This is a genomic window from Ramlibacter agri (assembly GCF_012927085.1).
GTDB lineage: Bacteria > Pseudomonadota > Gammaproteobacteria > Burkholderiales > Burkholderiaceae_C > Ramlibacter > Ramlibacter agri.
This window is the reverse complement of sequence record NZ_JABBFX010000003.1, coordinates 54,532-67,458: the sequence shown is the minus strand read 5'-3', so window position 1 is coordinate 67,458 and position 12,927 is coordinate 54,532. Positions and strand designations below refer to the sequence as shown.

The following is a 12,927-nucleotide window of genomic DNA, read 5'->3' as shown; positions in this document are numbered from 1 at the left end:
TGCACCTGCAGTGTCGCGCACAACGCGCCGCGCGTGGGGTACAACCCGGCATGACCGCAGAGTCCGGCGCCGCCGAAGTGGCCTGTTCCCCCGCGCAGAAGCGCTGGGTGCTGGCTGCCGCCATCCTGGGTTCCAGCCTGGCTTTCGTCGACGGCACGGTCGTCAACGTCGCCCTGCCGGCCATCCAGCGTGAACTGTCCGCTTCGGTGTACCAGGCGCAGTGGGTGGTCGAGTCGTATGCCCTCTTGCTGGCCGCGCTGCTGCTGGCGGCCGGTGCGCTGGGCGACCGCTTCGGCCGGCGCCAGGTGTTCCTGCTGGGCACGGCCGTCTTCGGTGTCGCTTCGGTCGGCTGCATGCTGGCGCCCGGCGTGCGCTGGCTCATTGCCGCGCGCGCCGTCCAAGGCGCGGGCGCGGCGCTGCTGGTGCCGGGCAGCCTGGCGCTGGTCCATCTCGTGTTCGCGCCCCAGGAGCGCGGCAAGGCTTTCGGCACCTGGGCCGGGGCCAGTGCGGTGGCGTCGGCTGGCGGCCCTTTGCTGGGCGGCTTCCTGGTGGATCGCTTCTCCTGGGCCTGGGCCTTCGCGCTGAACATTCCGCTGTCGGTGCTGGTGCTCGCCATTGCGTGGAAGCACGTGCCCGAAGGCCGGCGCGCCGGCGCCGCAGCGCGGCTGGATTTCCCGGGCGCGCTGCTGGCCACGCTCGCGCTCGGCGGCATCGTGTTCGCCTTCATCGAAGCGCCCACGCGGCAGTGGCGCTCGGCCGCGGTGCTGGCCGCTTTGGCCATCGGCATCGCCAGCCTGGTGGCCTTCCTGCTGGTGGAGCGGCGCCAGCCCGCGCCCATGCTGCCGCTGGGGCTGCTGCGCAACCGCAACTTCGCCGGCGCCAACCTGCTGACTCTGCTGCTCTATGCCGCCCTCGGTGGCGGACTGTTCTTCCTGCCGCTGAACCTGATCCAGGTGCAAGGCCTGTCGGCGACGGCCGCGGGCGCGGCGCTGCTGCCCTTCATCGCCATCATGTTCGCGCTGTCACGCTGGGCCGGCGCGCTGGTGGAGCGCCATGGCGCGCGCGGGCCGCTGGTGGTCGGGCCGGCCATCGCGGCCGTCGGCTTCGCCTTGCTGGTCCTGCCCGGCACGCATAGCGGCTACCTGCGCGGCTTCTTCCCCGGCATCGCGGTGCTGGGCCTCGGCATGGCGATCGCGGTGGCGCCGTTGACGACCACCGTCATGAACGCCGTCGATGGCGACAAGGCCGGCGTCGCCTCCGCCATCAACAATGCGGTGTCGCGGGTCGCTGCGCTGCTGGCCATCGCGGTGTTCGGCTGGCTGATGGCCTCGGTGTTCGGGCCGCGCCTGCACGAGGGCCTGGCCGCCGCGCACGTGCCGGCGGACGTCGTCGACAAGATCTGGTCGCAGCGCGACAAGCTGGCCGCCATCGCCGCGCCGGGCGCCGGCGCGCAGGTGGTGAAGGACGCCTTCGTCGCGGGCTACCGCTGGATCATGGCGGCGAGCGCCGGCCTGGCGTTGGCGAGCGCGGTGGTGGCGGGGCTGATGCTCGATTCCGCGGCAGGGCGGCGCGCCCCCGCCGCCAGAGAATCCTAGCCTCGCTCAGCGCCCTTCCTCCGTATAGGCGTTGTCCGTCACCTGCGTGATCTGCGCATCCTCCTCCGTCAGCCGCGTGCGCTTCCAGCTGCCGCGCGCGAACCAGGCGAGCGAGACCAGGGCCACGATGACGTTGGTCACCGGGAAGGACCACCAAAGGCCCTGCTCGTGCAGCTCCGTGTGCTTGCCCAGCACGTAGGCCAGCGGGAACTGCACCATCCACTGCGAGACCATGGCGATCACCATCGCCATCAGCATGTTGCCGCTGGCGCGGAAGGCCGCAACGATGCACAGCTGCACGCCGATGCAGCCCCAGGCCAGGCACATCACGCGCAGGAACTTCGCTCCTTCACGGATCACGTCCGCATCCCGCGGCACGAAGAAGGCGATCAGCAGCGGCGCCGCGAACCAGGCGACGATGCCCGCCACCGTGAGCAGCACGAAGCTGATGACCGCGCCCAGCCGTGCGGCCTGCCCGGCGCGGTCCACGTTGCCCGCGCCCATGTTCTGGCCGACCAGCGTCGACACCGCCATCGACAGGCCCATCACGGGAATGGTCACCACCTGCAGGATGTTGGAGCCGACGCCGTAAGCGGCGATGGTCAGCGTGCCGAAGCTCGCCACCAGGAAGGACATCACCATCAGGCCCAGCGCGCGCGTGGACAGCTCCAGCGAGCCGGGGATGCCGAGGAAGAAGGCGCGCTTGATGTATTCCCAGTCCGGCAGGAAGCCGCGCCATTGCAGGTGGATGCCGTGGCGGCCGCGCAGGAAGATGAACACGCCGGCGATCGCCGCCAGCGCCTGCGTGGTCAGGGTCGCCAGCGCGGCGCCCATCACGCCGTAGCCGGGGATGGGGCCCCAGCCGAAGATCAGCAGCGGGTCGAGCAGGAAATTCAGCAGCACCGTGCCGGCCACGATCAGCAGCGGCACGCGCGTCTGCCCCACGCCGCGCATCAGCGCCTGGAACATGGCGTAGGTGAAGACGAAGATGATGCCGACGAAAGACACGCGCAAGAAGCCGAGCGCGTTGGCGAACACGTCAGGCGCCACGCCCAGCAGATGCAGCAGTTGCGGCGCCAGGAAGTAGCCCAGGCCGCCGAACAGCACCGAGGTCAGTACCACCATCAGCATGGTCTGGGCCGCCACGTGGTTGACCATGTCCTGCCGCCCCGCGCCCATGTACTGCGCGGACAGCGTCGCGCCCGCCATCGCCAGGCCCGAGCCCAACGCGATGACGAGGAAGGTGACCGGCATGCTGACCGAGATGGACGCCACGGCGGACGCGCCGAGACGGCCGACCCAGAAGGCGTCGGTGAGCTGGTAACCGGTCTGCAGCAGGTTGGCCAGGATGATGGGCACGGCCAGCGACAGCAGCGCCCGCGGGATCGAGCCGGTAAGCAGCAGTTGCTGGCGCTGGATCGGGACCTTGTCCCGCCTCATCGCCAGGGACGCTCCGTCCGGGCCGGCGACTGGCCGCCGCGCCCGATGCTGCGCACGATCTTCGCGACGACGGCCGCGGCGAACAGCGCCGCCAGCACGAAGAACGCGATCCATAGCAAGGTCATGTCGGCTGCCTTCCTGTCGTTGCGGCCCGTAGCCGCAATCTACACGCGGCCCGAGTCGTTGTGGTGCACGGCGTCGTGCAGCGCCACGTCGGCGCGATGCACCACGCGCCGGGTCGCGCTCGCCACGCGGTGCAGGGCGGACTTCACCTCGGCCGAGAACTTCTGCGATTTCGGCGTGGCGTTGTAGCTGTCATCGACCCGCGGCCCGTGCAGCGTGACGCCGGTGCTCGGGTCCTTGACGGTGGTCTCGCTGGCGGCAAAGGCCGAGCCGGCGCAGCCGACGGCCAGGGCCAGCGCGATGGCGGATAGCTTCATGGGTAACTCCTTCTTCGCATCTGCCCTCATTCAACGTGCCGGACCGGGCGGCGCGTGTCGGACAAGGCCGGCGGTGAAGCGGCGCAGCCGCGCGACGGCGGTGGCGGCCCAGGCCAGCAGTGCGAGCCAGAAGAAGCCGCGCCCCAAGCCCTGCAGGAAGCCCAGCGGCAGTTCCAGCGAATTCCCCGCCTGCTTGTACGGCCGGGCCGTGCCATGTCAAATCCGCGCATCCCACACCGGAGGACCGAGAGATGCCCAAGCTGCTCGCCACCCTGTTCGCCGCCGCCTGCCTGGCCGGCGCGGCCGCCCTGCCCAGCGCCAGCTTTGCCGACGCGCCGCTGCAGAAGCAGCAGGCGCCCGGCTGGCAGCGCATGATGGTGGGCGACTACGAAGTGACCGTGCTGTCCGACGGCACCGTGAAGCTGCCGGTCGCGCAGTTGCTCAAGGGCGACCCGGCCCGCATCGGCGAAGCGCTCAAGCGCAGCTACCTCGGCGAGCAGGTGGAGACCTCGGTCAACGGCTTCCTGGTCAACACGGGCAGCAAGCTGGTGCTGGTGGACACCGGCGCCGGCAACACCTTCGGGCCGACGCTGGGCTTCCTGCTGCAGAACCTGCGCGCGGCCGGCTACCGGCCCGAGCAGGTGGACGAGATCTACATCACGCACATGCACGCCGACCACGTCGGCGGCCTGCTATCCGGCGGCACGCGCGCCTTTCCCAATGCGGTGCTGCGCATCGACAAGCGCGACACCGACTACTGGCTGAGCGAGGCCAACATGAACGCCGCCGCGCCGCAGATGAAGGACTTCTTCTCCGCCGCGCAGGCCTCGGTGGGCCCGTACGCGCAGGCCGGCATGCTGAAGACCTTCGAAGGCAGCACCGACCTGGCGCCGGGCATCCGCGCGCAATCGGCCTACGGCCACACGCCGGGCCACACGGTCTATGTCATCGAAAGCCAGGGCCAGAAGCTGGTGCTGTGGGGCGACCTGATGCACGTGGCGGCCGTGCAGTTCGAGGACCCGGCGGTCACGATCGCCTTCGACAGCGACAACGCGCCCGCGATGGCGCAGCGCGTGGCGGCTTATACGGATGCGGCGAAGGGTGGCTACCTGGTCGGTGCGGCCCACCTGGCTTTCCCCGGCGTGGGGCACTTGCGGGCGGCGGCCGATGGGAAGGGCTACGTGTTCGTGCCCTTGAACTATTCGTCGTTGCGTTGAGTTACAGGACGATGATGACCGCCGCGGCCAGCGAGAAGCCCACCATGGCCAGGAACCAGGCCACGGACTGGGTCTTGCGCTGCTTGCGGGAATTGCCGTTCAGGGGGAAGTTGGCGGTCATCACGTTTGCACCTCGGGATGGAGAGAGTCTGCGCATTTGCAGCGTGTTTTTCATCGGTCATTCGGGTGATGGGGCCGAACGCGGCCGTGACGCAATGCACGCTTGCATGAGCGGTAGTACGCTAGCTGCTTTCGCCTGGATGCTTCATGACCCGTACGCAGCGCTTTCCCGTCTACTTCGTCTCGCACGGCGGCGGCCCCTGGCCGTGGATGGACGACCGCCGCGCGGCCTTCGCGAAGACCGTGCGCGAGTTCGCCGCGCTGCCGCAGCGCCTGCCCGCCAAGCCGAAAGCCGTGCTGGTGATCACCGGGCACTGGGAAGCACCGGAGTTCCGCGTGTCCACCTCGGCGCAGCCGCCCATGGACTACGACTACTACGGCTTCCCCGAGCACACCTACCAGCTGCAGTACAAGGCACCGGGCTCACCGGAGCTGGCGCAGCGCGTGCGCGGCCTGTTGGGAGATGCCGGCATCCGCGCCGGCGAGGACCCGCAGCGCGGCTACGACCACGGCACCTTCGTGCCGCTGTACCTGATGTACCCGGACGCCGACGTGCCGGTCGTGCTGCTGTCAATGAAGTCCAGCTACGACCCGGCGGAACACATCCGCGCCGGCCAGGCACTGCAGCCGCTGCGCGACGAAGGCGTGCTGATCCTCGGCAGCGGGCTCACCTTCCACAACATGCGCGGCTTCAACCAGGACGCCGCCACGGCGCCGGCCACGGCGTTCGAGGACTGGCTGAACGATGCGATCTCGCAGCCCGATGCGGCCAAGCGCAACGACATGCTGGTGCACTGGCAGCAGGCCCCGGCCGCGCGCATCGCGCATCCGCGCGAGGACCACCTGATCCCGCTGATGGTCGCGGCCGGGGCTGCCGGTGACGACACCGGCCACCGGCTGTTCGTCGACCACGTCATGAAGGTGCCGATGGCCTCTTACGAGTTCGGCGCGGCCTGATCAGGGCGCCGCTTCGATCGCGCGCTTCAGCGCCGCCAGCGCCAGCAGGCGCGTCGAGTCCAGAGTCGGCAAGGGCGAGTTCCCGTCGCTGATCACCAGCGGGATCTCGGTGCAGGCCAGCGCAACGGCATCGCAGCCCTGGCGCTGCAAGCTGGCGATGAGCTGCTGCAGCCAGGCGACGCTGGGCGCCCGGAACTCGCCCAGCACCAGCTCGTCGACGATGATCCGATTGAGCTTCGCGCGCTCCGCCGTATTCGGCTTCACGCACTGCAGCCCGCGCGCGGCCAGCTTCTGCGGGTACACGTCGCTGTCCACCAGCCACTGCGTGCCGGTGAGCCCCACGCGCTGGAAGCCGCGCCGCTGCGCCTCGGCCGCCACCACGTCGGCGATGTGCAGCCAGGGCAGCGGCGAATGCGGCGCCACCTGCTCGAAGGCCGCGTGGATGGTGTTGTCGGGGCAGATCAGGAAATCGGCGCCGGCCTGCTTCAGCTTGCGCGCCGATTCCAGCATCAGCTGCGCCACCCCGCCCATGTCGGAGCGCTCCAGGCAATCGAGGTAGCCCGCCAGCGAGGGCGTGTGCATCGACAGCTCCGGGTGCGCATGCGCGCCCAGCAGGTCGGAGCCAGCGCGGCAGATGGTGCGGTAGCAGAGCGCGGCACCCTCGGCGGAACAGGCCACGATGCCGATGTGCAAGGGGGTGGGCAAAGACGGCATGGGCCGCAGTATCCACTGCGGCCCATGCAAATGCACCTAGGAAAATAGCGCTAGTTCGATGCGATCACGCAGCTGAAGCTGGCTGCCGACTCCTTGTCGCCGCCGTTGTAGCGGGTGACCAGCGGATACGGACACAGCGGGCGGCTACGGGTCGCGGACCAGCTCGACGGAATGTCGGCGTTGGCGCCACCGGCATTGCCGGCGCCGCGCACGCTGGCCGTCACGCTGTCCGGCGCGACGCCCTTCTCGACCCAGTTCACCAACGGGGTCAGCATGTCGAACTGGTCTGTGGCCGGGCCACCGGAGCAGTGGTTCATGCCGGGGATGCGATAGAAGCGCGCGAAGCCCTGCGCGCTGCCGCCGCTGCGGGTGGACAGCTGGTCATACCAGGACGTCGTGTCGTCGCTCGAGAAGATGGGGTCGGCGGTGCCGTGATAGACCATCATCTTGGCGCCGCGGCTCTTCACCTTGTCGAGGTTGCCGGCGTCCGGCGGCAGCATGAAGGACATCGCGCTCTCCATGTAGGTCGCGTTCGTCGCATTGACCTTGGCCAGCATGGTGTCGACGTTGCCGGTCAGGGCGAACACCGGGCCACTGAAGGTGGCGGGGTCTTCCGGCGGCACCTGCCAGATCAGGCCGACGGCGCCCGAGTCCAGGATCATCGGCACCGTGAACTTCCAGAACGACCAGCCACCGGTGGCCAGGCCGTTGTCGTAAGGCCAGCTGGAATAGATCTTGGCGCCCGTGCTGGTGGTCGCGCCGGCGAACAGCCCGGCGATCTTGGTCTTCTGGTCGGCGCTCAGGCAGCTGCCGTCGCGCGCGCCGTTGCAGGTGGGCACGTCGCGCTGCAGGTCGAAGGCCTTCTGGCAGGCCTTGGTGTCGTTGACCATGCCGTCAGCGACACCGTCCAGCGCATCGCACTTCGAGAGCACGGCGTTGGACACCAGCGTGCGCTCGGCGGTAGTGAAGCCGGTGGACAGGTCCGCGGGGTTGGTCGCCAGCGTGGCGTAGGTCTGCGCGCCCTTGATGTTGGCGATGGCCGCCAGCGGCAGGCGGAAGCCCGGGTCGCCCACGAGGTAGCCGTCGTACTGGTCGGCATAGCGCGACGCCGCCACCATCGTGTGGCGGCCGCCGTTGGAGCAGCCGCCGATGTACGAGCGGTCCGGGCCCTTGCCGTAGGCGGTGGCGATCACGTTCTTGGCCATCGGCGTGAGCTTGCCGACGGCCTGGTAGCCGTAGTCCAGGCGCGCTTGCGGATCCACGCCGAAGACGGGCGGCCCGAACGGGTTGGTGGGATCGTTGGCGTGGCCGGCGTCGGAGCTGATCACCGCGAAGCCCATCTTCAGCGCGTTCGTCAGTCCGCCACCGCCGTTGACGCCGCCCGTGGCCGCGACCACGCTGCCATCGGTGCCGCCGTTGGCCTGGTAGAAGAAGCGGCCGTTCCAGTCATTGGGCAGGCGCATCTCGAAGCCGATGGCGTAGGGCTTGCCGTCGATGCCGGTGCGGCTGAACATGTTGCCGGTCACCTGGCAATGCGCCGGCGCGGGAAGGCCTCCCACCGCCGTGCCGTCGGCGACGGCATTGGCGCCAGTGATCGTGGTGTTGGCGAAGCTGATCTTGCTGGCGAGGTCGGTGCAGGACTTGAGCTGCGCGCCGACCGCCGCTCCCAGCTGCGGCCCGCTGTCGTCGTTGCCGCTGCCGCCGCAGGCGGCCAGCAGCAGGAGCGTGGCCGCGGATGCGGCGTAGCCCGGAAGTCTGTTCTTCATGGGGGATGTCTCCTCGTTGGTGGGCAAACAACTTCATCTTATGAAGCTGTTTTCCGCCAATTTCCTAGAACTTTCCCCTAGGTGTTCGCCCCGATATGCTTGACGGGTTGAATCAATCCCGGGATTGTGCGACCTTGTGCAGCAGTTCGACCAGCATGGCGCGCTCGGCCGGCGACAGCGTATCGAGGCGCTTGCGTTCGGCATCCAGCAGCTGGCGCGTGGCGGCCACCACCAGGCTCTCGCCCTTCTCGGTGACGTACAGGTGCTGCACGCGGCGGTCGACCGCGCTGGTCTCGCGCCGCACCAGTTCGCGCAGCACCAGCTTGTCCACCCACATGGTGATGTTGCCGGCCGTGACGGCCAGTTCCTTGGCCAGCCGCGCCGGCGTGCAGGCCGGGTTCTCCTTGATCAGCGCCAGCACCGTGTATTCGACGTGGCGCAGTTCGAGAGGGCGGCCCGCGGCGGCATAGAAGATGGCCAGCGCGGCGATCTGCGCCTGGGCCAGCTGGTAGCCGACGAGGTCGTGCAGCACGGCCTCTTCCATGCGCCCCTCGGGCGCCGGGGTGCTCGCCTGCCCGTCCTCGTTCTTGCGTGCCATGAGGGGCGATTCTGGCGCAAAAGCGGCGCGCGCCAAGCGGGGCGTATACTCATCACCGCTCCGGGGTGCGGGCGGCATCGTGCCGCTTCGCTGAGATGGCAAAAACCAAACCCGTGAACTTGAACCGGTTCGTACCGGCGTAAGAAGAGCCATGCAAGACCTCCTTCCTCTCGCCGCCCTGCGCGGCCCCCTCCCCGAATGATGAAGATCGGCATCGCCGGCGCCGGCCTGCTGGGGCGCCTGCTCGCCTTCCAGCTGGGCCGCGCCGGGCATACGGTGCACGTGTTCGATCCCGCCTTCAACGCGCAGGCGCGCGGCGCCGCCGGCTGGACCGCTGCCGGCATGCTAAGCCCGGTGGCCGAGCTGGAAAGCGCGGACGACAACGTGTTCCGCCTCGGCCTGCGCACGCTCGAACTGTGGCCGCGCATCCTCTCGCAGCTCCCGCAGCCCGTCGAATTTCGCAGCGCCGGCAGCCTGCTGCTGGCGCATCGCGGCGATGAAGGTGCAGCGCGCCGTGTCGTCGACCTGCTGGCCAGCAAGGCGCCGGCCGGCCATGCGCCGGAGACGCTGTCGCCCGCCGCGCTGCGCGAACTGGAGCCGCACGTGCAAGGCCCGGCCCACGCCTGGCTGCTGCCTTGCGAAGGCCAACTGCACACCGTGCAGGCCATGCAGGCGCTGGCCGCCGGCGCGCAGAACACGCAATGGCATTGGGGCGAGACCGTCTCCCGCACGGCGCCCGGCCTGCTGGTGACCGAGCGCGGCGAACAGCGCTTCGACTGGGTGTTCGACGTGCGTGGCACCGGCGCGAAACCGGAACTGCAGGTGCGCGGCGTGCGCGGCGAAATCTTCTGGCTGCAGGCGCCGGGCCTCGCGCTGCAGCGCCCGGTGCGGCTGCTGCATCCGCGCCATCGCGTCTACCTGGTGCCGCGCGCGCCGGACATCGTGGTGGTGGGCGCCAGCGAGATCGAGAGCGAGGACCGCTCGCCGGTGTCGCTGCGCAGCACCGTGGAACTGCTGGCCGCCGCGCACAGCGTGCTGCCCGAACTGGCCGAGGCTCGCATCGTGCACAGCGAGACGAACCTGCGCCCCGCCCTGCCCGACAACCTGCCGCTGCTGGCGCACGAGCCCGGGCGCACCCGCATCAACGGCCTCTTCCGCCATGGCTGGCTGATCGCGCCGGCGCTGGTGGAACAGGCGCTTTCCGAACTGCCCTCATGAAACAGATCACCGTCAACGGCGAGCCGCGCGACGTCGCCGAAGGCACCACGCTCGCGCAGCTGGTGGAAGCCCTGGGCCAGGCGCCACAGGCGCTGGCCACCGCCGTCAACGGCGAATTCATCGCGCGCGATGCGCGCGCCACCGTGCACCTCGCCGAAGGCGACGCGGTGTTCACCTTCCAGCCGATCACCGGAGGTTGAGTCCCATGGCCTTGCGCATTGCCGGCATCGAACTCGAGAGCCGCTTCTTCCTGGGCACCGCCGGCTATCCCTCGCCGCAGGTGCTGCAGGACGCCATCGTTTCTTCGGGCACGCAGGTCGTGACCGTGGGCCTGAAGCGCCAGCTGGCCGCCGGTGGCGGCCCGGGCGACTTCTACAAGCTCATTCGTGAGAGCGGCGCCCACCTGCTGCCTAACACGGCTGGCTGCCGCAGCGCGCGCGAAGCGGTGACGCTGGCGCGCATGGCGCGCGAGCTGTTCGGCACGAACTGGATCAAGCTGGAAGTGGTGGGCGACGAGTACACGCTGCAGCCCGATCCTTTCGAGCTGGTGGACGCCGCGCGCACGCTGGCGAGGGACGGCTTCGAAGTCTTCCCTTACTGCACCGACGACCTCGTGACCTGCCAGCGCCTGCTGGATGCGGGCTGCCGCATCCTGATGCCCTGGGGGGCGCCGATCGGCTCGGGCCAGGGCCTGCTGAACCCCACCGCGCTGCGCACGCTGCGCGCGCGCCTGCCTGACGTGCCGCTGGTGGTGGACGCCGGCATCGGCTCGCCGAAGGATGCGGTGCAGGCGATGGAACTGGGCTACGACGCGGTGCTGCTCAATTCGGCGGTGGCGCAGGCGCACGACCCGGTGGTGATGGCCCGCGCGTTCCGCCTCGCCATCGAGTCCGGCCGCCTGGCCTACGAGGCGGGCGTGATGGCGAAGCAGGAGATGGCGGTGCCGACGACGCCGGTGACGGGGCGGCCATTCGTGCTTTGACGTTCAGGCTGTGACCTCCATGTGATCCTGTAGGGTGCGCAGCTTCGCTGCGCACCGCGTGATCGGCCACGTGGTCGTGCGGTGCGCAGCGGAGCGGCGCACCTACAAGGTGGGGTGCGGGTACGCAGGCGCGGGCATCGGGCTGCGTCGGCCTTCCTCCAACGCCGACCGCAGCACCGGCACCACCTGCGACGGATCGTCTCCCAGCCCGCGCACGATGCACACGCCTTCCGCCCCCGTGCTCGCCGCCAGCTTCACCTGCTCCACTTCCAGGATCCCACCGATGGACGTGACCGGCCTTCCCGCGACGCTCACCCACCACGCCAGGTTGTCCAGCCCTTGCGGCACCCAGGGCATGTCCTTGGTCGTGGTCGGCCACACGGGCCCGCAAGCGATATAGGCCGGCGACAAGGTGCGCGCGCGGCACAGCTCCCACAGCGCGTGCGAGCTCACGCCCAGTTCCATGCCGGTGGCCAGCACCGCGGCGCGGCCTTCTTCCCCGAGTTCCACCAGGTCCGATTGCCCGAGATGGATGCCCTTGGCGCCGAGCTCGTGCGCCAGCTGCCAGTGGTCGTTGACGAACAGGCGCGCACCGGCTGCCGCGCAATCGGCGATGCATTGCTGCAACTCGGCGCGCAGCCGCGCGTCCGGCGTCTTGATGCGGATCTGCACCGTGCGCACGCCGGCGGCCAGCACCTGCCGCATGCGCGCGGCGCTGTCGACGATGGCGTACAGGTCCAGCGGCGGCAGCACCGCGGGCGGCTGCGGTGGCCGCGGCGGCAATTCACCCCAGGACAACCAGGGCAGCGGCTCGCCCGGCTGCCACACGGCCAGCACCAGCGCATCGGCGGCGACGAAGCCGCGCGCCAGCGCCTCGCGCGCGCGTTGCGCCAAGGCGTCCACGGCCAGCGCGGCGCCGGAGCCCTGCGCCTCCAGCCAGCCGCAGGCGTGCTCCGCCTGCATCCAGTGCAGCATGCGCCCATCGGCATGCAGCACGCGCGCGATGCACACGTCCTGCCCCTGCTGCGCGAGCTCGCGCGCGATTGCCGGCAGGTCCGCCGGCAGGCGGCCGCCGAACTGCGCCGCGTCGACCACCACCAATTGCCTGTCGTTCATCGCATCACCAGGCCGCCGTCCACGAACAGCACCTGTCCCGTCATGAAACCGCTCCAGTCCGAAGCGAGGAAGAGGACCGGGCCCGCCACGTCTTCCGGCCGCGCCAGCCGGCGCAGCGGCGTGGCCGCCATGATGTCCTCGCGAAAGCGCGCCCGCGTCGACGCGCTCGCGCTGGTGGGATAGACCAGCCCCGGCGCCACGCAATTGACGCGCACGCCCAGCGGCCCCAGTTCGGCCGCCAGGTTGCGGCTGAAGCCGACCAGCGCCGACTTGGCCGTCGTGTAGTCGTGGTAGGGCACCAGCGGGTGCTCCACGAGATTCGTCACGATGTTGACGATGCTGCCCTGCGCCTTGCGCAGGAAGTGCGGCAGCGCCGCGCGGGTGACGTGGTGCGCGCCGCCCACCGCGCCTTCGAACTGCGCCTGGTAGTCGCCCCAGCCCAGCTCGCCGAAGGTCTTGCGCTGCTCGGGGTCGAAGGCATAGGGGCGAAAGGCGTTGTTCACCAGCACGTCGATGCTGCCCGCTTCGGCCACCACCTGGTCCACCAGCCGAGCCGCCTCGTCCGCCACGGCCACGTCGGCCTGCACCGCGAAGGCATCGCCGCCCGCGAGCCGGCACGCCTGCACGGTGGCCGCGGCAGCTTCGGCGTCGCGCAGGTAGTTGACGGCGACCAGCGCGCCTTCGCCGGCGAAGGCGCGCGCGATGGCCGCACCGATGCCGCGGCCGCCGCCGGTCACGAGCACCACCTTGCCGCGGAAGTCCAT

14 protein-coding genes and 1 riboswitch are annotated in these 12,927 nt (G+C 70.0%); of the genes, 6 read left to right on the top strand and 8 right to left on the bottom strand.

The window, feature by feature from the left end; all coding sequences use genetic code 11:
* Positions 1–50: 50 nt before the first annotated feature.
* Positions 51–1,595: an MFS transporter gene (locus tag HHL11_RS24890; protein WP_169421311.1), complete on the top strand. Its 1,545-nt coding sequence runs from the start codon at positions 51–53 to the stop codon at positions 1,593–1,595.
* 6 nt (positions 1,596–1,601) lie between these two features.
* Here the strand turns inward: HHL11_RS24890 and HHL11_RS24885 are convergent, their stop codons facing one another.
* The 3 genes from HHL11_RS24885 to HHL11_RS24880 are packed head-to-tail and all read right to left on the bottom strand — an operon-like array spanning position 1,602 to position 3,475.
* Positions 1,602–3,035, bottom strand: coding sequence for an MATE family efflux transporter (locus HHL11_RS24885; protein WP_169421310.1), 1,434 nt, complete (start codon positions 3,033–3,035; stop codon positions 1,602–1,604).
* A complete protein-coding gene (locus HHL11_RS34735) occupies positions 3,032–3,160 on the bottom strand; it encodes a hypothetical protein (protein WP_281068737.1) in 129 nt (42 codons plus the stop codon). Before HHL11_RS34735 ends, HHL11_RS24885 begins: the two co-directional genes overlap by 4 nt.
* Before the next feature lie 39 nt (positions 3,161–3,199).
* Positions 3,200–3,475, bottom strand: a complete 276-nt coding sequence (locus HHL11_RS24880; protein ID WP_169421309.1) for a hypothetical protein — start codon at positions 3,473–3,475, stop codon at positions 3,200–3,202.
* A gap of 251 nt (positions 3,476–3,726) precedes the next feature.
* On the opposite strand from HHL11_RS24880, the gene HHL11_RS24875 reads away from it, so the two are divergent.
* Together HHL11_RS24875 and HHL11_RS24870 are read left to right on the top strand one after the other, a co-directional pair.
* Positions 3,727–4,692 (top strand): MBL fold metallo-hydrolase, encoded by a 966-nt coding sequence (locus HHL11_RS24875; protein WP_169421308.1) that lies wholly within the window; start codon positions 3,727–3,729, stop codon positions 4,690–4,692.
* Between the two features lie 267 nt (positions 4,693–4,959).
* On the top strand, positions 4,960–5,769 hold the full coding sequence (locus HHL11_RS24870; protein ID WP_169421307.1) for a DODA-type extradiol aromatic ring-opening family dioxygenase: 810 nt from the start codon (positions 4,960–4,962) through the stop codon (positions 5,767–5,769).
* Here HHL11_RS24870 and HHL11_RS24865 read toward each other — a convergent pair whose 3' ends face one another.
* From HHL11_RS24865 to HHL11_RS24855, 3 genes are all read right to left on the bottom strand, one after another.
* Complete coding sequence (locus HHL11_RS24865; RefSeq protein WP_169421306.1) at positions 5,770–6,483, bottom strand: aspartate/glutamate racemase family protein; 714 nt, start codon at positions 6,481–6,483, stop codon at positions 5,770–5,772. It lies immediately after the preceding gene.
* 50 nt (positions 6,484–6,533) lie between these two features.
* Entirely contained in the window at positions 6,534–8,249 is a 1,716-nt protein-coding gene (locus HHL11_RS24860; protein ID WP_169421305.1) for a tannase/feruloyl esterase family alpha/beta hydrolase, read from the bottom strand.
* A gap of 112 nt (positions 8,250–8,361) precedes the next feature.
* A complete protein-coding gene (locus HHL11_RS24855; RefSeq protein ID WP_169421304.1) occupies positions 8,362–8,847 on the bottom strand; it encodes a MarR family winged helix-turn-helix transcriptional regulator in 486 nt (161 codons plus the stop codon).
* A 51-nt stretch (positions 8,848–8,898) separates the two neighbouring features.
* Positions 8,899–9,010, top strand: a riboswitch (TPP riboswitch).
* A 38-nt stretch (positions 9,011–9,048) separates the two neighbouring features.
* Between HHL11_RS24855 and HHL11_RS24850 the strand changes: the two genes are divergently transcribed.
* Genes HHL11_RS24850 through HHL11_RS24840 form a run of 3 tightly spaced genes read left to right on the top strand, consistent with a single transcriptional unit; the run spans position 9,049 to position 11,047 of the window.
* On the top strand, positions 9,049–10,065 hold the full coding sequence (locus HHL11_RS24850; RefSeq protein ID WP_169422263.1) for an FAD-dependent oxidoreductase: 1,017 nt from the start codon (positions 9,049–9,051) through the stop codon (positions 10,063–10,065).
* Positions 10,062–10,265: a sulfur carrier protein ThiS gene (gene thiS, locus HHL11_RS24845; protein ID WP_169421303.1), complete on the top strand. Its 204-nt coding sequence runs from the start codon at positions 10,062–10,064 to the stop codon at positions 10,263–10,265. The genes HHL11_RS24850 and thiS overlap by 4 nt, the downstream gene beginning before the upstream one ends.
* A gap of 5 nt (positions 10,266–10,270) precedes the next feature.
* Positions 10,271–11,047 (top strand): thiazole synthase, encoded by a 777-nt coding sequence (locus HHL11_RS24840; RefSeq protein ID WP_169421302.1) that lies wholly within the window; start codon positions 10,271–10,273, stop codon positions 11,045–11,047.
* Positions 11,048–11,149: 102 nt separating this feature from the next.
* Here the strand turns inward: HHL11_RS24840 and HHL11_RS24835 are convergent, their stop codons facing one another.
* Positions 11,150–12,163 (bottom strand): thiamine phosphate synthase, encoded by a 1,014-nt coding sequence (locus HHL11_RS24835; RefSeq protein ID WP_169421301.1) that lies wholly within the window; start codon positions 12,161–12,163, stop codon positions 11,150–11,152.
* A complete protein-coding gene (locus HHL11_RS24830; RefSeq protein WP_169421300.1) occupies positions 12,160–12,927 on the bottom strand; it encodes an SDR family oxidoreductase in 768 nt (255 codons plus the stop codon). The genes HHL11_RS24835 and HHL11_RS24830 overlap by 4 nt, the downstream gene beginning before the upstream one ends.

Bases quoted from the DNA above. Each gene is read 5' to 3' on its own strand.
- HHL11_RS24890 (WP_169421311.1), top strand. From the start codon at position 51: ATGACCGCAGAGTCCGGCGCCGCCGAAGTGGCCTGTTCCCCCGCGCAG.
- HHL11_RS24885 (WP_169421310.1), bottom strand. From the start codon at position 3,035: ATGAGGCGGGACAAGGTCCCGATCCAGCGCCAGCAACTGCTGCTTACC.
- HHL11_RS34735 (WP_281068737.1), bottom strand. From the start codon at position 3,160: ATGACCTTGCTATGGATCGCGTTCTTCGTGCTGGCGGCGCTGTTCGCC.
- HHL11_RS24880 (WP_169421309.1), bottom strand. From the start codon at position 3,475: ATGAAGCTATCCGCCATCGCGCTGGCCCTGGCCGTCGGCTGCGCCGGC.
- HHL11_RS24875 (WP_169421308.1), top strand. From the start codon at position 3,727: ATGCCCAAGCTGCTCGCCACCCTGTTCGCCGCCGCCTGCCTGGCCGGC.
- HHL11_RS24870 (WP_169421307.1), top strand. From the start codon at position 4,960: ATGACCCGTACGCAGCGCTTTCCCGTCTACTTCGTCTCGCACGGCGGC.
- HHL11_RS24865 (WP_169421306.1), bottom strand. From the start codon at position 6,483: ATGCCGTCTTTGCCCACCCCCTTGCACATCGGCATCGTGGCCTGTTCC.
- HHL11_RS24860 (WP_169421305.1), bottom strand. From the start codon at position 8,249: ATGAAGAACAGACTTCCGGGCTACGCCGCATCCGCGGCCACGCTCCTG.
- HHL11_RS24855 (WP_169421304.1), bottom strand. From the start codon at position 8,847: ATGGCACGCAAGAACGAGGACGGGCAGGCGAGCACCCCGGCGCCCGAG.
- HHL11_RS24850 (WP_169422263.1), top strand. From the start codon at position 9,049: ATGAAGATCGGCATCGCCGGCGCCGGCCTGCTGGGGCGCCTGCTCGCC.
- thiS (WP_169421303.1), top strand. From the start codon at position 10,062: ATGAAACAGATCACCGTCAACGGCGAGCCGCGCGACGTCGCCGAAGGC.
- HHL11_RS24840 (WP_169421302.1), top strand. From the start codon at position 10,271: ATGGCCTTGCGCATTGCCGGCATCGAACTCGAGAGCCGCTTCTTCCTG.
- HHL11_RS24835 (WP_169421301.1), bottom strand. From the start codon at position 12,163: ATGAACGACAGGCAATTGGTGGTGGTCGACGCGGCGCAGTTCGGCGGC.
- HHL11_RS24830 (WP_169421300.1), bottom strand. From the start codon at position 12,927: ATGGACTTCCGCGGCAAGGTGGTGCTCGTGACCGGCGGCGGCCGCGGC.